The 19886-nt window shown below is 65.0% G+C and carries 11 protein-coding genes and 1 pseudogene; 6 read left to right on the forward strand and 6 right to left on the reverse strand.

Translation table 11 applies throughout. The annotated features are described in order from the left end of the window. Nucleotides 1-84: 84 nt before the first annotated feature. Nucleotides 85-1110 (forward strand): annotated as a pseudogene (locus ACIP0B_RS13895) (cache domain-containing protein); the annotation flags it as partial. A 135-nt stretch (nucleotides 1111-1245) separates the two neighbouring features. Beyond that, the gene (locus tag ACIP0B_RS13900; RefSeq protein ID WP_371857108.1) at nucleotides 1246-1977 is read left to right on the forward strand and encodes a methyl-accepting chemotaxis protein; all 732 of its coding nucleotides are present in this window, start codon (nucleotides 1246-1248) and stop codon (nucleotides 1975-1977) included. 139 nt (nucleotides 1978-2116) lie between these two features. Here the strand turns inward: ACIP0B_RS13900 and ACIP0B_RS13905 are convergent, their stop codons facing one another. Beyond that, the gene (locus ACIP0B_RS13905; RefSeq protein ID WP_400832692.1) at nucleotides 2117-3919 is read right to left on the reverse strand and encodes an acyl-CoA dehydrogenase; all 1803 of its coding nucleotides are present in this window, start codon (nucleotides 3917-3919) and stop codon (nucleotides 2117-2119) included. 255 nt (nucleotides 3920-4174) lie between these two features. Beyond that, the gene (putA, locus tag ACIP0B_RS13910) at nucleotides 4175-8128 is read right to left on the reverse strand and encodes a trifunctional transcriptional regulator/proline dehydrogenase/L-glutamate gamma-semialdehyde dehydrogenase (RefSeq protein WP_400832694.1); all 3954 of its coding nucleotides are present in this window, start codon (nucleotides 8126-8128) and stop codon (nucleotides 4175-4177) included. A 458-nt stretch (nucleotides 8129-8586) separates the two neighbouring features. Between putA and putP the strand changes: the two genes are divergently transcribed. The 4 genes from putP to ACIP0B_RS13930 all read left to right on the forward strand — a co-directional run bounded on the left by putP (nucleotide 8587) and on the right by ACIP0B_RS13930 (nucleotide 14078). Continuing rightward, on the forward strand, nucleotides 8587-10071 hold the full coding sequence (putP, locus tag ACIP0B_RS13915) for a sodium/proline symporter PutP (RefSeq protein ID WP_400832696.1): 1485 nt from the start codon (nucleotides 8587-8589) through the stop codon (nucleotides 10069-10071). A 362-nt stretch (nucleotides 10072-10433) separates the two neighbouring features. Continuing rightward, complete coding sequence (locus tag ACIP0B_RS13920) at nucleotides 10434-12449, forward strand: type VI secretion system tip protein VgrG (RefSeq protein ID WP_400832698.1); 2016 nt, start codon at nucleotides 10434-10436, stop codon at nucleotides 12447-12449. After that, nucleotides 12394-13140, forward strand: coding sequence for a DUF4123 domain-containing protein (locus ACIP0B_RS13925; protein WP_400832701.1), 747 nt, complete (start codon nucleotides 12394-12396; stop codon nucleotides 13138-13140). The genes ACIP0B_RS13920 and ACIP0B_RS13925 overlap by 56 nt, the downstream gene beginning before the upstream one ends. Before the next feature lie 98 nt (nucleotides 13141-13238). Beyond that, nucleotides 13239-14078: a 23S rRNA (adenine(2030)-N(6))-methyltransferase RlmJ gene (locus ACIP0B_RS13930; protein WP_400832704.1), complete on the forward strand. Its 840-nt coding sequence runs from the start codon at nucleotides 13239-13241 to the stop codon at nucleotides 14076-14078. A 157-nt stretch (nucleotides 14079-14235) separates the two neighbouring features. On the opposite strand, the gene msrA is transcribed toward ACIP0B_RS13930, so the two are convergent. The 4 genes from msrA to ACIP0B_RS13950 all read right to left on the reverse strand — a co-directional run. Further along, nucleotides 14236-14901, reverse strand: coding sequence for a peptide-methionine (S)-S-oxide reductase MsrA (gene msrA / locus ACIP0B_RS13935; protein ID WP_400832707.1), 666 nt, complete (start codon nucleotides 14899-14901; stop codon nucleotides 14236-14238). Nucleotides 14902-15020: 119 nt separating this feature from the next. Beyond that, nucleotides 15021-17717 (reverse strand): putative bifunctional diguanylate cyclase/phosphodiesterase, encoded by a 2697-nt coding sequence (locus ACIP0B_RS13940; RefSeq protein WP_400832709.1) that lies wholly within the window; start codon nucleotides 17715-17717, stop codon nucleotides 15021-15023. A 237-nt stretch (nucleotides 17718-17954) separates the two neighbouring features. Then, nucleotides 17955-19352 carry an alkaline phosphatase D family protein gene (locus tag ACIP0B_RS13945; protein ID WP_400832710.1) on the reverse strand — a complete coding sequence of 466 codons (1398 nt, stop codon included), beginning with the start codon at nucleotides 19350-19352 and terminating at the stop codon, nucleotides 17955-17957. Nucleotides 19353-19626: 274 nt separating this feature from the next. Next, the coding region (locus ACIP0B_RS13950; protein WP_400832713.1) for a 2-oxo acid dehydrogenase subunit E2 at nucleotides 19627-19886 on the reverse strand (260 nt) is incomplete at its 5' end.

Consider the following 19886-nt stretch of genomic DNA (forward strand, 5'->3'; position numbering starts at 1 on the left):
GTTGCAATGTTTCAGCCTCTTATTCCTTGGGGGTGATCCATGCAGTTCTGGCGGCGCAGTATTCAGTGGCAGTTGATCCTCGGCATGGGCAGCGCCCTGCTGGTCAGCATTCTGATCGTGGTTGGCATTTATACCCTGGTGGTCAACCGCCTCGCCCAGAACTACCTGGTGGAGCAGGCGTTGCCGTCGAGCATCGAAGCGACGCGCAACGACATCGAACGGATCCTCGTCCAGCCGCTGACGGCCGCCAAGGACATCGCCAGCAACCAGATGGTGCGCGACTGGCTCGCCAACGGCGAAGACAGCAGCCAAACGGCGGCCTTCGTGCAGTATCTGGAAGGCATCCGCGCCGAACACAAGGCGTTCACCGCACTGATCGTCGGCACCGCCTCCAACCATTACCTCACCGAAAAGGGCCTGGACCGCACCCTCAGCCGCTCCAATCCGGCCGATGCCTGGTTCTATGCCTTTCTGGACAGCGGCCAGCCGCGCACCCTCAACATCGACAAGGACGGCGCCACCGGCGAGCTGGCGCTGTTCATCGACCTCAAGGTCGAGCACGCCGGCAAGACGGTGGGCGTGGCGGGGCTCGGCCTGAGCATGAAAGAGCTGTCGCAGCTGATCCACGACTTCAGCTTCGGCGAGCGCGGCAAGGTCTATCTCGTGCGTTCCGACGGCCTGATCCAGGTGCATCCCGAGGCGCAGTTCAGCGGCAAGCGCACCCTCGGCGAGCAGATCGGCGCAGGTGCCGCGCAAACCGTACTGGGCCAGAAGAACGCCGTGAACGCCACCTTCAGGCGCGATGGCGAAGACTTCCTCGCCTTCAGCCTGCCGCTGCGCGATCTGGGCTGGACGCTGGTGGCCGAAGTGCCGCAGTCGCAGATCTACGCCGAGGCCCGCCGGGCGATGTGGATGAGCAGCGGCATCGGCGTCGCGGTGGCGCTGCTGTGCCTGGCGCTGGTGGTGTGGCTGGCCCAGGGATTGGTGCGGCCGATCCGTCAGGTAACAGCGGCATTGGTAGCGATCGGTAGCGGTGGTGGAGATTTGACCCATCGGTTAGATTCCAGCCGGGCCGATGAGCTGGGCGACCTCGCCCGTGGCTTCAACCGTTTCCTGGACAGCCAGCGGGCCATGATCGGCGAAGTGCTGACCACCAGCGAAAGCCTGCGCGTCGCCGTCGGCCAGGTCGCCAGGGTGGTGGACAATACCGCCGAACGCTCCGGCCGCCAGCAGGAAATGACCGACATGGTCGCCACCGCCGTCCATGAGATGGGCCTGACCGTGCAGGAGATCGCGCAGAACGCCGGCAATGCCGCGCTCGCCTCGCAGACCGCCCGCGACGAAGCCCAGCAGGCGCAGGAGGTGGTCGGCGGCTCTATCCGGCACATAGAAAGCATGTCCGACGAGATCGGCGTCGCGGCCGGCGCGGTCGGCGAGCTGGCCCAGCAGGTGGCGTCCATCGATCAGGTGCTGGCGGTGATCCGCGGCGTGTCCGAGCAGACCAACCTGCTGGCGCTCAACGCCGCCATCGAGGCTGCTCGGGCCGGCGACATGGGCCGTGGCTTTGCCGTGGTGGCCGATGAGGTGCGCACGCTGGCGCGGCGCACCCAGGCCTCCACCGACGAGATCCAGCAGATGATCGGCAGCCTCAAGCAGGGCGCGGAAAACGCCGTCTCGTCGATGCGTTCAGGCCAGGCCGCCACGGGCACCGGGGTCGAGTCGAGCCAGCGCACCGGCGCGTCGCTGACCGCGATCACCGGACAGGTCGAGCGCATCAGCGACATGAACCATCAGGTGGCGACGGCGACCGAAGAGCAGTCGGCGGTGACCGAAGAGATCAACCGCAACGTGCAGGGCATTTCCGATCTGGCCCGGGCGACGGCGGGAGAGGTTAGGGCGTGCCGCGAGGACTGCCAGATGCTGCGGCGCCTGGCCGATGACCTGGCGCGGCAGATGGGCGGGTTCAAGCTGAGTTGATGGGTTCGACGCCGGACGCAAGCCCGGCAGTGTCCTCGTCGACGCCGACGCCAGCAGGCTGGCTCCCACATTGGAACGCGTTCTCCTGTGGGAGCCAGCCTGCTGGCGAAGGGACCTCAAGCGCCACGCAAGATCCGGATCAGAACCAGGCGTCCTGCATCGCCAGGCAGGTATCGTCCCGCGCCTCCAGCAATGTGAGCTCATGCTGGCACCCCGGCACTTCCCAGGTCAGGAAGTACCGCGCCGCCTGCAGCTTGCCCTTATAGAAGTCGGCGTCCGCCGCATTCCCCTTGGCCAGGCCTTCCTCGGCGCGGATCGCCTGCTCCAGCCAGCGCCAGCCGATCACCGCGTGGCCGAACACTTTCAGGTACAGCGCCGAATTCGCCAGGCTGCCGTTGACCTTGCCCTGGGCCAGGTCTGTCAGCAGGCCCAAGGTCACGCCTTGCAGGCGGGCCACCAGTTTCTCCAACGGCTCGCGCAGCGGCGTGAGCGCATCGAACGCTTGCGCGCGCTCGGCGGTGTCGGCGATCAGGCGGATCAGTTGCTTGAGCCCCGCACCGCCGTTCTGCGCCAGTTTGCGCCCGAGCAGGTCGAGCGACTGAATGCCGTGGGTGCCCTCGTGGATCGGGTTCAGGCGGTTGTCGCGGTAGTACTGCTCCACCGGGTATTCGCGGGTGTAGCCGTGGCCGCCGAGGATCTGGATCGCCAGTTCGTTGGCCTTCAGGCAAAACTCCGACGGCCAGGATTTGACGATCGGCGTCAGCAGGTCCAGCAGCTCATGGGCCTGCTTGCGCCCGTCTTCGGTCTCGAGCGTGGTGGTGTCGTCGAACAGGCGGGCGGCGTACAGGCCGAGGTCGAAGGCGCCTTCCACGTAGGCCTTCTGGGTCAGCAGCATGCGCCGCACGTCCGCGTGTCGGATGATCGCCACCGGCGCCGTGGTCGGATCCTTGCTGTCCGGCAGCCGCCCTTGCGGCCGTTCGCGGGCGTATTCCAGCGAATAGAGGTAGCCGGCATAGCCGAGCATCACCGCGCCCATGCCGACGCCGATCCGCGCCTCGTTCATCATCTGGAACATGTAGCTGAGGCCATGGTGCGGCTTGCCCACCAGATAGCCGACGCACTCGCCGTTGTCGCCGAAGTTCAGCGCCGTGGAGGTGGTGCCGCGCCAGCCCATCTTGTGGAACAGCCCGGCCAGCAGCACGTCGTTGCGCTGGCCCAGGCTGCCGTCGTCGTTGACCAGGAACTTGGGCACGATGAACAGCGAAATGCCCTTCACGCCGGGCGGCGCGTCCGGCAGCTTGGCCAGCACCATGTGCACGATGTTTTCCGACAGCGGATGGTCGCCGCCGGAGATGAAGATCTTGTTGCCCTTCAGGCGGTAGGTGCCGTCCGGCGCCGGTTCGGCGCGGGTGCGGATGTCCGACAGCGACGAGCCGGCGTGGGGCTCGGTCAGGGCCATGGTGCCGAAGAAGCGGCCGTCGATCATCGGCTCCAGGAAGCGCTGTTTCTGTTCCTCGGTGCCGAAGCTCTCGATCAGGTTGGCCGCGCCCATGGTCAGGAACGGGTACGAGGTGGTCGCCGCGTTGGCCGACTGGAAATGCGCGAAGCAGGCCTGGGACAGCAGCGTCGGCAACTGCATGCCGCCGGCCTCGAAGCTGCGCGCCGCATTGAGGAACCCCGCTTCGAGGAACGCGTCCACCGCCGGTTTCACTTCGGGAATCAGGATCGCCTGGCCGTTCTCGTAGCGCGGCTCGTTCTCGTCGCCCTTGCGGTTGTGCGGCGCGAAGCGCTGTTCGGCGATGCTGCGGGCGGTGTCGATGGCGGCGTCGAAGGTTTCGCGGTTGTGTTCGGCAAACCGCTCGCGCCGGGTCAGGCCTTCGGCATCGAGGACTTCGTACAGCTCGAAAGCCAGATTGCGGGAACTGAGCAGCGTCTCGGACATGGCGGCCTACCTGAAATGGGAATGGGCCGAGTGTAGGCGGGGTGATAAAGGCTGAACAGGAAGATTGATAGCGCTGATATTAGAGCCGAGCAATGGCTTAACAAGCAGCACAAACCACTGTGGGAGCTGGCTTGCCAGCGATGGCGGCGGTTCAGTCAACATCGAGGGTGACTGACCTATCGCTATCGCTGGCAAGCCAGCTCCCACAGGTTTTGTCGCTATGCCGGCACCTGCGCGGTGCCGGCTTTTCGGGGGTCAGCCGATGGTCATCAGGCTGGCGTTGCCGCCCGCCGCGGCGGTGTTGACGCTCAACGCCCGCTCGATCACCAGGCGCTCCAGCGCAATGTTGGTCTCGCCCTGGGACAGGCCCTGGACGCCGACGATCGCACCGCTGCGCTTGGCCACCTGCTCGCAGACCGCGCGCAGCTGGTCGGAATGACCGTGGTGCAGCACGGCGTCGAACACCGTCTCGTCCTTGTTCCAGTCGGCCACACGCTTGATGCGCGCCTGAATGTCCTTCGGCAGGCGTGCGAACAATGCCTTGCTGGTGTCGGACTCCGGCCAGACCGCCGAACCGCCCACCGCCAGCACCGCGGCCAGCTGGGTCAGCAGGTCGCCTTCGATGTCCGCCAGGCACAGCACATGCTCGCGCGGCAGGATCGTGTAGCTGTTGCGCTCACCGGTCGGGCCGGCCAGCGCGCGGGTGATGCCGCTCTGCGACTGGGCGCCGTACTGCACGCACAGGGCGCTGAGGTCGGCGTACTGGTTGCTGTCGGCCCAGGCCTTCAGGGCGACCAGCGGCTTGCTCATGGCGTCGCGCAGGCGCACGTCCGGCGCGTTGGCCGCGTCGCCGCGGGCGAACGACTGCTCGATGGCGTCGGCCGGACGGGTGGACAGCAGGCGGTACAGGTACAGCGGGCCGCCGGCTTTCGGGCCGGTGCCCGACAGGCCTTCGCCGCCGAACGGCTGGACGCCGACCACGGCGCCGACGATGTTGCGGTTGACGTAGACGTTACCGGCGTTGACGTTGTCGATCACCTTGGCGATGGTCTCGTCGATGCGGGTGTGCACGCCGAGGGTCAGGCCGTAGCCGGAGGCGTTGATCTGGGCGATCAGCTGGTCGATGTCCTTGCGCTTGTAGCGCACCACGTGCAGCACCGGGCCGAAGATCTCGCGCTGCAGCTCGTCGAAGCTTTCCAGCTCGATCAGGGTCGGCATGACGAAGGTGCCGCGCTTGACTTCCTCGGCGTCGGCGATGGCCACCTGGTACACGCTGCGGCCTTTGTCGCGCATGCCCTGGATGTGCTTCTCGATGCCGGCCTTGGCTTCGGCGTCGATCACAGGGCCGATGTCCACGGCCAGGCGCTCAGGGTTGCCGAGGCGGGATTCGGCCATCGCGCCCTTGAGCATTTCGATGACGCGGTCGGCGGAATCTTCCTGCAGGCACAGCACGCGCAGGGCCGAGCAACGCTGGCCGGCGCTGTCGAACGCCGAGGACACCACGTCGATCACCACCTGTTCGGTCAGCGCCGAAGAGTCGACGATCATCGCGTTCTGGCCGCCGGTCTCGGCGATCAGCGGGATCGGACGGCCCTGGTTGTCCAGGCGGCCGGCGATGTTGCGCTGCAGCAGGCGCGCCACTTCGGTGGAACCGGTGAACATCACGCCTTTGACGCGCTCGTCGCCCACCAGGCCGGCGCCGACGGTCTCGCCGCGGCCCGGCAGCAGTTGCAGCACGCCTTCCGGAATCCCGGCTTCGAGCAGCAGGCGCACGGCCTGGGCGGCCACCAGCGGGGTCTGTTCCGCCGGCTTGGCCAGCACCGGGTTGCCGGCGGCCAGTGCGGCGGCGACCTGGCCGCTGAAAATCGCCAGCGGGAAGTTCCACGGGCTGATGCACACCACAGGGCCCAGCGGACGGTGGGCGTCATTGCTGAAGTCGTTGCGGGCCTGCACGGCGTAGTAGCGCAGGAAGTCGACGGCTTCGCGGACTTCGGCGATGGCGTTGGCGAAGGTCTTGCCGGCTTCGCGGGCCAGCAGGCCCATCAGCGGCTGGATCTCGCCTTCCATCAGGTCGGCGGCGCGCTCGAGGATCGCGGCGCGTTCGGCCGGCGGGGTGGCCTGCCAGATCGGCGCGGCGCTCAGGGCGCACTGGATCGCATTGTTGACGTCGTCGACGGTGGCTTCCTGCACGTGGCCGACCACGTCGCGGTGGTCCGCCGGGTTCAGCACCGGCGCCGGCGCTTCGTTGCTGGAGGCGCAGCCGAGCATCGGCGCGGCTTTCCAGTTGTTGTGCGCGGTGGCCAGCAGGGCGCAGGACAGCGACGCCAGACGGTGTTCGTTGGCCATGTCGATGCCGCTGGAGTTGGCGCGCTCGGCGCCGTACAGGTCACGCGGCAGCGGAATGCGCGGGTGCGGCAGGCCGAAGCCGCCTTCCACGGTGGCCATCTGCTCGATGCTCGCGACCGGATCGGCCACCAGTTCCTGGATCGAGATCGACTGGTCGGCGATGCGGTTGACGAACGAGGTGTTCGCGCCGTTTTCCAGCAGGCGGCGCACCAGGTAGGCCAGCAGGGTCTCGTGGGTGCCGACCGGCGCGTACACGCGGCACGGACGGTTCAGCTTGCCTTCGGCGACCTTGCCCACGACCTGCTCGTACAGCGGTTCGCCCATGCCGTGCAGGCACTGGAACTCGTACTGGCCCGGGTAATAGTTCTGACCGGCGATGTGGTAGATGGCCGACAGCGTGTGGGCGTTGTGGGTGGCGAACTGCGGGTAGATGACTTCCGGCACCGACAGCAGCTTGCGCGCGCAGGCGATGTAGGAAACGTCGGTGTACACCTTGCGGGTGTACACCGGGTAGCCTTCCAGGCCTTCGAGCTGGGCGCGCTTGATCTCGCTGTCCCAGTACGCGCCTTTCACCAGGCGGATCATCAGGCGGTGACGGCTGCGGCGCGCCAGGTCGATCACGTAGTCGATCACATAAGGGCAGCGCTTCTGGTAGGCCTGGATCACGAAGCCGATGCCGTTCCAGCCGGTCAGCTGCGGCTCGAAGCACAGGCGCTCCAGCAGGTCCAGCGACAGTTCGAGGCGGTCGGCCTCTTCGGCGTCGATGTTCAGGCCGATGTCGTACTGCTTGGCCAGCAGGGTCAGCGACAGCAGGCGCGGGTACAGTTCGTCCATCACGCGCTCGTACTGGGCGCGGCTGTAGCGCGGGTGCAGGGCGGACAGCTTGATCGAGATGCCCGGGCCTTCATAGATCCCACGGCCGTGGGACGCTTTGCCGATCGAGTGGATGGCTTGTTCGTACGAGGCCAGGTACTTCTGGGCGTCGTGCTCGGTCAGCGCGGCTTCGCCGAGCATGTCGTAGGAATAGCGGAAGCCCTTGGCTTCGAACTTGCTCGCGTTGGCCAACGCTTCGGCGATGGTTTCGCCGGTGACGAACTGCTCGCCCATCAGGCGCATGGCCATGTCCACGCCCTTGCGGATCATCGGCTCGCCGCTCTTGCCGATGATGCGGCTCAGGGACGAGGTCAGGCCCGCTTCGTTGTGGGTCGACACCAGCTTGCCGGTCAGCAGCAGGCCCCAGGTGGCGGCGTTGACGAACAGCGACGGGCTGTTGCCCAGGTGCGGCTGCCAGTTGCCGGTGCTGATCTTGTCGCGGATCAGGGCGTCGCGGGTGCCCTTGTCCGGGATGCGCAGCAGCGCTTCGGCCAGGCACATCAGTGCCACGCCTTCCTGGGACGACAGGGAGAACTCCTGCAGCAGGCCCTGGACGATGCCGGCACGGCCGCCGGCGCTCTTCTGATTGCGCAGCTTTTGCGCGATGGTCGCGGCGAGCTTGTTGGTGGCTTCGGCCATCGGCGCCGGCAGGCGGGCCTGTTCGATCAGCATCGGCACCACTTCCGGCTCAGGGCGGCGGTAAGCGGCGGTGATCGCGGCGCGCAGCACCGATTGCGGCAGGATGCTCTCGGCGAATTCGAGGAAGCACTGGTGGGCGTGGTCGACATGGACTTCGCCCGCCTCGTCGGCGTCCTTGGCCGCCAGGCCGTTGAGCTCGTTCAGGGTTGCACCACCCTCGAGTTTTTCCAGGTAATTGAAAATCGCCTGTTTGATCAGCCAGTGCGGCGTGCGATCAATCGAGGTTGCGGCGGCTTTCAGGCGCTCGCGGGTCGGGTCGTCGAGTTTGACCCCAAGGGTGGTGGTAGCCATATTTTTATCCTCATAGGTGCCGCAATTGCGCGACAACAGCTGGCGGCAAGATTAGCTGTGGGCCGAAAGAGGTGCAACCGGGTGCAACCCATTTTTTGCCGGAATTATCGGCAGTTCGTCAGGAATAAATTTCTGCATCGAAATGACCGCTCTAACGCGGTGCTTTCGGAGCGGAGCCCGAAAAGGCCCCACACCAAGTCCGGGTAAAATGCGGTTCTTCGTCTGAAAAAACCATGCAGGTGCAACTAATTCCCAAGAAACAGGTTGCACCTGTTTAGTTTTGTTGCATAGGATTCGCGCCCTAGGTGCAACCGGGACAACCCGGTGCGCCGGCCGATGGCTTTCCTGGGGAAACATCGGTCATAAATGCGCGGCCGTGCATTTCGTCCTTCAGGCGTCAGTCTGCAGACGGTGCAACCGCCGCCGCTACATAAAAACAAAGCCAGGGCCGTAACGTAATGAGCGCAAGCAACCCAACCCTGATCACGTTCGTGATCTACATCGCAGCAATGGTGCTGATCGGCTTCATGGCCTATCGCTCCACCAACAACCTCTCCGACTACATTCTCGGCGGCCGCAGCCTCGGCAGCGTCGTGACGGCCCTGTCCGCCGGTGCCTCCGACATGAGCGGCTGGTTGCTGATGGGCCTGCCGGGCGCCATCTACATGTCCGGCCTGTCCGAAAGCTGGATCGCCATCGGCCTGATCGTCGGCGCCTACCTGAACTGGCTGTTCGTCGCCGGCCGCCTGCGGGTGCAGACCGAGCACAACGGCGATGCGCTGACCCTGCCGGACTACTTCTCCAGCCGTTTCGAAGACAAGAGCGGCCTGCTGCGGATCATCTCGGCGGTGGTGATCCTGGTGTTCTTCACCATCTACTGCGCGTCCGGCATCGTGGCCGGCGCCCGCCTGTTCGAAAGCACCTTCGGCATGTCCTACGAGACCGCGCTGTGGGCCGGCGCTGCGGCGACGATCGCCTACACCTTCGTCGGCGGCTTCCTGGCGGTGAGCTGGACCGATACCGTCCAGGCCACCCTGATGATCTTCGCCCTGATCCTCACGCCGATCATCGTGCTGCTGGCCACCGGCGGCGTCGACACCACGTTCCTGGCCATCGAGGCGCAGAACCCCGAAAACTTCAACATGCTCAAGAACACCACCTTCATCGGCATCATTTCGCTGATGGGCTGGGGCCTGGGCTACTTCGGCCAGCCGCACATCCTGGCGCGCTTCATGGCCGCCGACTCGGTGAAATCCATCGCCAACGCCCGCCGCATCTCCATGACCTGGATGATCCTGTGCCTGGGCGGCACCGTGGCCGTGGGCTTCTTCGGCATCGCCTACTTCTCGGCCAACCCGGCCGTGGCCACCCCGGTCAGCGAGAACCACGAGCGCGTGTTCATCGAACTGGCCAAGCTGCTGTTCAACCCGTGGATCGCCGGTGTGCTGCTGTCGGCCATCCTGGCGGCGGTGATGAGCACCTTGAGCTGCCAACTGCTGGTGTGCTCGAGCGCCCTGACCGAAGACTTCTACAAGACCTTCCTGCGCAAATCCGCCTCCCAACTGGAGCTGGTGTGGGTCGGCCGCGCCATGGTGCTGCTGGTCGCGCTGATCGCCATCGCCATGGCGGCCAACCCGGAAAACCGCGTGCTGGGCCTGGTGTCCTACGCCTGGGCCGGTTTCGGCGCGGCGTTCGGCCCTGTCGTGCTGATCTCGGTGATCTGGAAAGGCATGACCCGCAACGGCGCACTGGCCGGCATCCTGGTCGGTGCGGTCACCGTGATCGTGTGGAAGCATTTCGAACTGCTGGGCCTGTACGAAATCATTCCGGGCTTCATCTTCGCCAGCCTGGCGATCTACCTGGTCAGCCTGATGGGCCAGCCGAGCGCCGGCATGGTTCAGCGCTTCGAGGCGGCCGAGAAGGATTACCACCTGAACAAGTGATTGCGGTGGGCTGAGTCCCAGCGCTTTCGCCGACATGAAAACGGCCCGTCTCCCACCGGAGGCGGGCCGTTTTTCATGCCTGCGATTTCTTGAATCTGCCGAAAACCCTGTAGGAGCGGGCCTGTTCGCGAAAGCGGTCGGTCACTGGATGATGCGTCGTCTGACACGCCGCCATCGCGAGCAGGCTCGCTCCTACAAGGTTTGGGGATAAGTTTTAGGGATGTGTCTGTAGTCGAACTCGCCTGATTTTTGAGGGCCATTCGGTGTTGTACGTAGGGCAAATCTGATTTTCCTGTCGCTGGCTCTCCAGCCCTGGCCCCTCATGCAGAATCGCCCGCCTCCATTCTGCAGAGACACATCGGATGTTCGCGCCTGCCAATCAACTGCGTTTCACGTTGACCTTCGAAGGCGCCCAATTTGACCTCAACGTGCTTGAGTTCACGGGCAAGGAAGCCATCAGCCAACCTTTCCGCTTCGACCTGGAACTGGTCGGCGAGCGACCGGACCTGGACCTTGAAAGCCTGCTGCACCGTCAGGCGTTTCTGAGTTTCGATGGGCAAGAGTCCGGCATCCACGGTCAGGTCTATCGCGTCGGGCAAGGGGACTCGGGCAAGCGGCTGACCCGCTATCACGTCAGCCTCGTCCCGCGCCTGGCCTACCTCGGGCACCGCATCAACCAGCGGATCTTCCAGCGGCAAAGCGTGCCGCAGATCGTGGCGCAGGTGCTCAAGGATCACGGAATCCTGCGCGATGCCTTCGAATTCCGCCTGGGCAGCGATTACCCGCCCCGGGAATACTGCGTGCAGTACGCCGAAAGCGATCTGACGTTCATTCAACGGCTGTGCGGCGAAGTCGGCATTCATTTCCACTTTCGGCACAGCCCCGAGGGGCATCTGCTGGTGTTCGGCGATGACCAGACCGTGTTTCCCCGCCTGGCCGGGCCGACGCCCTACCGGCCGGGCAGCGGCATGGCCGCCGCGGCGCCGGCGGTGAAGCGCCTGAGGGTCCGTGTCGAGACCCGCACCAGCGTGGTCAGCCGCCGCGACTACGACTTCGAAAAACCGCAGCTGTCCCTGGAGGCCCGGGTCGACGGCGAGCAGCGGCCGGTGCTGGAGGACTACCGCTTCCCAGGCCGGTTCACCGAGCGCGAGGCCGGTAAGCAACTGGCCCGGCGAACCCTTGAGCGGCATATGGCCGACCATTGCCTGGCGGAGGGGCACAGCGACGAATCCGCACTGCTCAGCGGACATTTCCTGCAACTGACCGAGCATCCGCGCCAGGACTGGAATGACCTGTGGCTGCTGACCGCCGTCGAGCACCATGGCCGGCAGCCGCAGGTGCTGGAGGAGTCGGTCACCAGCGACGGGAAAGGGTTCCAGGGCTACCGCAATACTTTTCTCGCCACGCCGTGGGACGTTTTCTTTCGCCCGTCGGCGGTTCCGGAAAAGCCGCGGATGTCCGGCTACCAGCAGGCGGTCGTCACCGGGCCGAAGGACAGCGAAATCCACTGCGACGAATACGGTCGGGTCAAGGTGCAACTGGCGTGGGACCGGGACGGCGAACTCAACGAGCATTCCAGTTGCTGGCTACGGGTCGCCACCGGTTGGGCCCATGACCGCTACGGCAGCGTGCTGATCCCTCGGGTCGGCATGGAGGTGCTGGTGGGTTTCGTCGATGCGGACGCGGACAAGCCGCTGGTCATGGGTTGCCTGCCGAACGCCGCCACGCCGGTGCCGCTGGATCTGCCGGCGGACAAGACCCGCAGCGTGTTCCGCAGCCAGAGCAGCCCCGGTGGCGGCGGCTACAACGAGCTGCGCATCGAGGACCGCAAGGGCGCCGAGGAAATCTACCTGCGGGCCCAGCGCAACTGGACGCAGCATGTGCTGCACGACCAGCAGGTGCAGGTGGACAACCAGCGCAGCGTCGTCGTCACCGGCCTGGCGAGGCACGAATTGAAGGCCGACGAACAGCGCGTCACCCACGGCCGGCGTCAGGCCGAAGTGAAGCAGGACGACCACCTCACGGTGGCCGGCGACCGGCATGTCCGGGTGAACAGCCAGGCGCTGAGCGCGAGTGCGCAGTTCCATGTCAGCGCCGGTCAGCAGGTGGTGATCGACGGCGGCGCGAGCGCGACGATCCAGGCGGGCGGGCAGTGGATCAACATCGGCCCCGGCGGGATCTTCAGCAGCGTGCCGATCCAGGTCGGCGGCGCGCCGATGGCGGCGATGGCGGCGGCCCCGGCGGTGGTGGGGCAGGCTGCCGGGCTGGCGGCAGCGCCGGCGGCGATCCTGACTGCCGCGCAAATCATGAGCCTGAAAAGCGATGCGCCGTTCTGCGAAGAGTGCGAGCGGTGCAAGGAGGGAGTCTGTGAGACCTGATCAATGGCTGGCGGCTGAGCCGCTGAAGCCTTCGGAACAATTGTTTGCGGTATTGAGCGGCGCCAGCGCGGGAGAGCCGCTCAAGGCTTGGCCCTCGCAGGCGCCGACGCCGGTCTGGGCGAAAACAGCGTTTTCCGAGTGGGAAGCGGTAATGCCGTACGTGGGAATCGTTGCCGCTGACAGTGAGTTCCTGGAATGGGCGGCGAGCACCGGGTCTGACGATTGGGGGTGGCTGGGGGTGTCCTCGGCAAGTCTTGAAGAAGTGGCCGCGCATCTTCGTAGCCTGACGCAAGTGCTGATGCCGGACGGGCGCCCGGCGTTCTTCCGGTTTTGGGACGGGCGCTTCCTGCTGCCGATCCTGACGTCGTCCGAGGTCGATGCGGGGGAGCTGCTGGCGGTCTTCGGGCGTGCCCTGATCAATGGCCGGGCGGTGGCGGTCGGCGGCCGGGGGCAAGCCTCGGATCGGGCCTTTCCTTGGTGGCGGGTGCCGCAAGGGCTGCTGGCGCGGTTCGGCGGCGATGTCCGGATGCGCAATGCTTTGCAGTGGCTGAGCGAGGCGCATCCGACGCTGGCGCAGGCATTTCCGGCCGATGTCCTGCGCCGCAAGGTCGAAAGGTTCTATCAGGTTTCGCTGTCGCAAGAGGCGTCGGAAGCGGCGTTGCTGGATTACCTGCTGCAGGAAACGCAGTGAGGTTGGCGGGTGAGGGGTCGCTTCGCGGCCCGTTCGGCTGCGGCCCCTGACTTGCCGCCCGGTAAAAGGTAAACTTTGCGGCCCTCGCAGGAGCCACCATGAATTATCGTCACGCCTTCCATGCCGGCAATCACGCCGATGTGTTCAAACACCTGACCTTGACCCGCCTCATCGCCCTGATGTCGCGCAAGGAGCAGCCGTTTGCCTATCTCGACAGCCACGCCGGCATCGGCCTGTATGACTTGCAGGGCGATCAGGCCAACCGCACCGGCGAGTACCTGGAAGGCATCGCGCGGTTGTGGGATCAGCCTGACCTGCCGGCGCTGACCGCCGACTACATGCAGGTGCTGCACGAGATGAACCCGGACGGCCAGCTGCGCTACTACCCCGGCTCGCCGGAGCTGGCGCGGCGCCTGACCCGGCCGCAGGACCGGGTGCTGCTCAACGAGAAGCACCCGGAAGACGGCGTGCTGCTCAAGGACAACATGAAGGGCGACCGTCGGGTGGCGGTGCACCTGGGCGAAGGCTGGCACGTGGCGCGGGCGCTGCTGCCGGTGGCCGAGAAGCGGGCGGTGATGCTGATCGATCCGCCGTTCGAGAAGCTCGATGAGATGCAGCGTTGCGCCGCTTCCCTGAAAGAGGCGATCTCGCGGATGCGTCAGACCGTGGCGGCGATCTGGTATCCGGTGAAGGATCAGCGAGCGCTGCGCCGTTTCTACCAGGACCTGGCCGGCACCGGCGCACCGAAGCTGCTGCGGGTCGAGCTGCTGGTGCATCCGCTGGACACGCCCAACAGCCTGAACGGTTCGGGACTGGCGATCGCCAATCCGCCGTGGGGGCTGGAAGAGGAATTGCGCGAGCTGCTGCCGTGGTTGTCCAAGAAGCTTGGGCAGACCCAGGGCGGGTGGCAGATGGATTGGTTGATCGCCGAGAGCTGATCAACATTTAACCACCTGTGGCGAGGGAGCTTGCTCCCGCTGGGGTGCGAAGCGCCCCTGATACCGGTCGATGCGTCCTTTCAGAAAGCACTCATCGCCGGGATTGCGACTGCTGCGCAGTCGAGCGGGAGCAAGCTCCCTCGCCACGGTTTCAGGCTTAGTTGCCCGCCAGGCTCGGTGGCATGCACACGCCGGTGCCGCCGATCCCGCAGTAGCCTTCCGGGTTCTTCGCCAGGTACTGCTGGTGATAGGCCTCGGCGAAGTACACGGTCGGGGCCTGTTCGATCTCGGTGCTGATCTCGCCCAGGCCGGCCTTGTTCAGTTCGGCCTGGTACACGGCCTTGCTCTTGTTCGCCGCGTCCAGCTGCTCCGGGGTGGTGGCGTAGATCACCGAGCGGTACTGGGTGCCGATGTCGTTGCCCTGGCGCATGCCCTGGGTCGGGTTGTGCAGTTCCCAGAACATGTTCAGCAGTTCCTGGTAGCTGACTTTTGCCTTGTCGAACACCACCAGCACCACTTCGGCGTGAGCGGTCAGGCCCGAGCAGACTTCTTCGTAGGTCGGGTTCGGCGTGAAGCCGCCGGCGTAGCCGACCACGGTGCTGACCACGCCCTCGCGCTGCCAGAAGCGGCGCTCGGCGCCCCAGAAGCAGCCCAGGCCGAAGATGGCGAACTCGACATCGTCGAAGAACGGGCCGAGCAGCGGGGTGTCTTTGAAGACGAAATGGGTTTCAGGCAGGGCCATCGGGGTTTCGCGGCCCGGCAGGGCTTGGTCTTGAGTCGGTAGCACGTTTTTGTTCACCAGAATTTCCGAGCGCAGAACCATGATCGTTCCTCTCAGTCAGGATGGGATGTTCAATCAGCAGACCGCCAGTGTGCCCAATGATGCCGAGTTAATCACTAGCCAAACGATGTGGGATTGGCGCATCCGGACCGGGGCAGGGATTACAGGGACAGCGGGCCGCGCGGGTAGCGCTTGAGCGTGCCGATCAGCTCGGCGCCGGGGATCGGCCGGTCGAACAGGTAGCCCTGGCCGACGTCGCAGCGGTGGCGGCGCAGGAACGCGAGCTGCTCGGCGGTCTCGATGCCTTCGGCCACCACTTTCAGCTTCAGGTTGTGGGCCATGGCGATCACCGCGGAGGTGATTTCCATGTCGTCCTGGTTGTCCGGGATCTCATGGATGAAGCTGCGGTCGATCTTGATGATGTCGATCGGGAATTTCTTCAGGTAGCTGAGCGACGAGTAGCCCGTGCCGAAGTCGTCCATGGCCAGGGTCAGGCCCAGGCGCTTGAGCTGGTCGAGCTGCAGGTGGGTGTCTTCGGTGGCCTCCAGCAGCAGGCCTTCGGTCAGCTCCAGTTCCAGCAGGTTGGCCGGCAGCGCCTCTTCCTTGAGGATGTTGGCGATGGACGCCACCAGGTCCGGGTCGGAGAACTGCTTGGGCGACAGGTTGATCGCCACCTGCAGGTTGCCCAGGCCGGCGGCGGTCAGGGCCTTGCTCATGCGGCAGGCCTGGCGGGCGATCCATTTGCCGATCGGGATGATCAGCCCGGTTTCCTCGGCGACGCTGATGAACTGGTCCGGGCGGATCATGCCGCGTTCCGGGTGGTTCCAGCGCAGCAGCGCTTCCATGCCCAGCAGCCGGCCGCTGCGCAGGCACAGCTTGGGCTGGTAGAACACGTCCAGCTCGTTCTGGGTCAGGGCCCGGCGCAGGTTGTTCTCGACGAACAGTTTGTAGCTGGCCTCGGCGTTCAGCGCCTCGGTGAAGACCTGCACCTGATGCTTGCCGTTGGCCTTGGCCTTGTGCAGCGCCAGGCCCGCGTTGCGCATCAGGGTCTGCGGGTCGCGGCCGTGCAGCGGCGCGCTGGCCAGGCCCACGGAGCCGGTGACGCTGATCAGCTGATTGTCGACGAACATCGGTTTGTCGAGGGTCATCAGCAGTTGGCTGGCGATCTGCTGGCCGGCCTCAAGGTCGGTGTTGTCCAGCAGCACCGCGAATTCGTTGCTGGCGAACCGCGCCAGGCTGCCGCTCGGGCTCAGGCTGTTGCGCAGGCGCCGGGCCAGGCTGATCAGCAGCTTGTCGCCGGTCTGGTGGCCGAGGCTGTCGTTGATCCGCTTGAAGTTGTCGATGTCCACCAGCAGCAGGCTGATCGGGGTATCGCTGTCTCGGGCGAAGCGCTCGTCCAGGTTGCGGATGAACGCGGGGCGGTTGCCCAGGTTGGTCAGGTTGTCGGTGTAGGCCAGGCGCTCGATGCGCTGCTGCGCCAGCTTGGTCTGGGTGATGTCTTCGTAGATGCCGATGTAGTGGGTCAGCTCGCGGTTGTCGCCGTAGACCTTGGAGATCGACAGTTGCCCCCAGTACGGTTCGAGGTTCTTGCGCCGGCTCTTGAACTCGCCCTGCCAACTGTTGCTCTTGGCCAGCGCCGACGGCGCGTCGAACAGCAGTTCGCTGAGGTTTTCCAGGGCCGGCAGTTCCGACAGGCGCTGGCCGTGGACTTCCTCGGTGGTGTACTGGGTGATGGCGGTGAAGCTGGGGTTGACGTACTCGACCACGCCTTCGCAGTTGACCAGCAAGAAGGCGTTGGCGCTCTGCTCGACCGCCCGCTGGAACAGGTGCAGGGCGCTGGTGGCGGTGCGCCGGTTGTGGTTGTTGATGACCTGGGCGAACTGGTCGGCCAGTTCGCCGGCAAAGGCGATCTCGTCGGATTGCCAGGCGCGGGTCACGCCGGTCTGCTCCAGGCAGAGCACGCCGACCACCTGGCCGTCGACCCGGATGCTGGCGTCGAGCATCGCATTGACGTCGCGCGGGCGCAGGGCTTCGGCCATGTCGCGGGTGCGCGGGTCGTGCATCGCATTGTGGGCGTCGATGGCGCGGCTGCTGTGCAGCGCTTCCATGTAGTCGGGGAAACCGCTGACGTCGATCACGTCCGGCAGCAGGTATTCCTGGCTGGCGCGGTGGTAGGCCGAGATCGGCACTAAATGCTGGCCTTCGAGGTTCCACAGGCTGGCGCAGTCGATCTCATAGATGTCGCAGGCGCAGCGGGTGATCAGTTCGGCGGCTTCCTGCAGCGAGTTGTGGCTGCTGTAGCGCTGGCGGGCCAGCAGCAGGATCAGGTCCTGCTGGGCGCGCACCCGTTCCAGGTGCTGCAGTTGTTCCTGCTGGGCGCGCTGGTTGAGCTCCAGGGCGATCTGCAGGCGCGAATTCTGGGTTTCCAGGTCGACGGAAGGCAGCGCCGGCACGTCGTCGAACACATCGTCGACCACCAGCAGGTAGCCGCGCAGGAGATGGCGGTTGTGCTGTTTGTAGGCCTCGCCCAGTTCCAGCACGCTCAGCACGCCGGCGGCGGTGTGCAGGGTGTAGCGCACCAGGTAATGGGGGCTTGCGCTCAGTTGCTGCTGGATCGTGTCGTGCAGCTGATAGCGCGCTTCCGGCTCCATCAGGCTGGCATAGGGCGAGCCGACCAGGGCGCAGAGCTCGACGGCCGGCTGGCCGAACTGGCGTTCGCAGTTGGGGTCGAGGAACAGCATCGCCCAGCTCGCTTCATTCAGGCGCTCGAAACGCAGCATGCCGAGCCGCGAGGGCACAGGCAACTGCGTCACTACCTCGGCCACCATACGGCTGGCGGCATCGGGTTGGCTCTTCATGAAGGGAACTCGCTTGGAAATATGCTGAACGCGCCGGGCTCTCGCCCTCTTTACTGTTGCCTGCGGCAAGGTTGCATCATTGCGGCACCGACTGACAAGAGAGATGAAGGCCAAGTGCTATAAGAATGTGTCGGCTGACCGGCGCATTTCTCCAGCCAGCCCCGAAAACTAATCCGGACGTGACGCAAGACTGCCGTTCCAGAGCCTTTGCGGCGCAGGAGCGGCGATCCTGCCGATTCAGCGCAGCGGTATTTCGACCGATTGCAGGAGGTTGCCGTCGCGGTCGTGATAGTCGACCCGGATGTGCTCGGCCCCGACCACCAGGTGGGCGAAGTTGTCCTGGCTGATCACTCGGCTGGTCAGTTCGTGCCGGTAATCGCCCGTCGCGGTGCGGGCCAGCGGCTGGTCGAGGATGAAGGTCGACGCTTTGGCATAGGGCAGCAGCTTGCTGTTGTGCAGCGGCGAGGAGACCACGGTGTGCACTTCGAAGTCCGGATCCTCGCTGTGGCTCAGGCGAGCGGTCAGCGAGCCGTGCACATCTCCGCTGATGAACACGACATTGTCGATCCTGTGCCGGCGAATGGTTTCCAGCAGGCGCAGGCGCTGTTCCGGAAAGCCCCGCCAGGCATCGTCGGCGTTGAGCCTGCGGTCGGGATAGAACATCACGCCGGTGACGACGAACTTCACCCGCGCCGGACTGTTGACCAGCCACTCGGTCAGGGCCTGCTCCTGTTCCCGGTCGAGAATGCGTCGGTCGTCGGCGGCCAGGTTGCGCCGGGTGCGGCTGTCGGTCACGAACCATTCAACGTCGCCGTCACCGAACCGATACCAGTAGTGCTCAAGCTTCAGGCGGTTGACTTTGTCTTCGGCGGTCAGTTCATGTGCCGGGCTGTGGCTGACTTGATAAAGTTCATAGGCGGCCATGGCGTTGCGATATAACTCATGATCATTCTTTCCGGCGTTGGCGGGCCAGTTGTCTTCGATTTCATGATCATCAAGGATCATGTAAGTGGAAGTTCCAGACATCAGTTGCCGTATGTTGGGTTGAGAAAACGCCGCGTGGTATTTCTCAAGGATCTCTTTGTATTCACGATCCGGCGCAATGAAGTTCAGATCATCGACATAGACTTGATCCCCGGTCATCACGATGGCGTCGACGGGCGGTTGCGCGTTGTCGACCAACCGGTTGACCGATGCAAAGATCCGGTCGCTCAGGCTCGGAAACGAGGCGATGCCGGCGGTCATCCGCAAGTAGCGGCAGGAACCCACGATGTAGGCCCGGGGCCGGGATTGCGTGCGGCAGCGGGTGCGCAGGCGATAGGTCTCGCGGGGCCATTGCAGCGGCAGTTCCGCGACGCTCTCCACGGTGTGCACCGGGCTCATCGGGCTGAACCAGCCGGCCTGGTATTCATGTTCGGTGTCGTCGCTCAAGTTGTTGAGCGACACAACGCCGGTCATGTCATTAATGACATCAAGTTTAACGAAAATACCGGTTGACCACTGTTTCTCTCCCTGTTTGCGATGGCGGACGCCTGCAAATACAGGGGCATTGCCATTGAGTTCTCCGCGAATAAATATCCGGGCGTGATTAGTTGTCACGTGGCCAAGGATCGGGCCGACAGTCGGTTTTAACATGTTCGAATCCATTCGAATTAAGTTGCAATAAGAAGATAAAGTCGCCGGTATTCTTCAATGAACTTCGGCGCGCCAAGGTTAGTTGTCTCGTCCGGAAAAATATCGACGGGAAGTAGACTCAGGTTGTGGCGTATGTCAGCGCGACGTGTGGGAAAAGGCGCTGCAAAGGGGCTCAGAGCAAAAAAAAGCCCCGCCGAAGCGGGGTTGAGGTACGGGCGTGTGGCACCCGAAATCGTGCGGCGTTCGGCCCTCCGTGGCGGGAGGGCCGAGCGGTTTACAGCAGGATGGTGCGGATGTCCGCCAGCAGGCTGCCCAGACGTTGGGTGAAGCGTGCGGCGGCGGCGCCGTTGATCACACGGTGATCGTAGGACAGCGACAGCGGCAGCATCAGCTTCGGCTGGAAGGCCTTGCCGTCCCAGACCGGCTGGATGGTCGCCTTGGAGACACCGAGGATCGCCACTTCCGGCGCGTTGACGATCGGCGTGAAGCCGGTGCCGCCAATGTGGCCGAGGCTGGAAATGGTGAAGCAGGCGC

Origin of the sequence: Pseudomonas sp. NPDC089534 (genome assembly GCF_044749305.1) — a bacterium.
GTDB lineage: Bacteria > Pseudomonadota > Gammaproteobacteria > Pseudomonadales > Pseudomonadaceae > Aquipseudomonas > Aquipseudomonas ekonensis.

Bases quoted from the DNA above. Each gene is read 5' to 3' on its own strand.
- msrA (WP_400832707.1), bottom strand. From the start codon at position 14,901: ATGGTTCTGCGCTCGGAAATTCTGGTGAACAAAAACGTGCTACCGACT.
- ACIP0B_RS13930 (WP_400832704.1), top strand. From the start codon at position 13,239: ATGAATTATCGTCACGCCTTCCATGCCGGCAATCACGCCGATGTGTTC.
- putP (WP_400832696.1), top strand. From the start codon at position 8,587: ATGAGCGCAAGCAACCCAACCCTGATCACGTTCGTGATCTACATCGCA.
- putA (WP_400832694.1), bottom strand. From the start codon at position 8,128: ATGGCTACCACCACCCTTGGGGTCAAACTCGACGACCCGACCCGCGAG.
- ACIP0B_RS13920 (WP_400832698.1), top strand. From the start codon at position 10,434: ATGTTCGCGCCTGCCAATCAACTGCGTTTCACGTTGACCTTCGAAGGC.
- ACIP0B_RS13940 (WP_400832709.1), bottom strand. From the start codon at position 17,717: ATGAAGAGCCAACCCGATGCCGCCAGCCGTATGGTGGCCGAGGTAGTG.
- ACIP0B_RS13925 (WP_400832701.1), top strand. From the start codon at position 12,394: ATGCGCCGTTCTGCGAAGAGTGCGAGCGGTGCAAGGAGGGAGTCTGTG.
- ACIP0B_RS13900 (WP_371857108.1), top strand. From the start codon at position 1,246: ATGGTCGCCACCGCCGTCCATGAGATGGGCCTGACCGTGCAGGAGATC.
- ACIP0B_RS13945 (WP_400832710.1), bottom strand. From the start codon at position 19,352: ATGTTAAAACCGACTGTCGGCCCGATCCTTGGCCACGTGACAACTAAT.
- ACIP0B_RS13905 (WP_400832692.1), bottom strand. From the start codon at position 3,919: ATGTCCGAGACGCTGCTCAGTTCCCGCAATCTGGCTTTCGAGCTGTAC.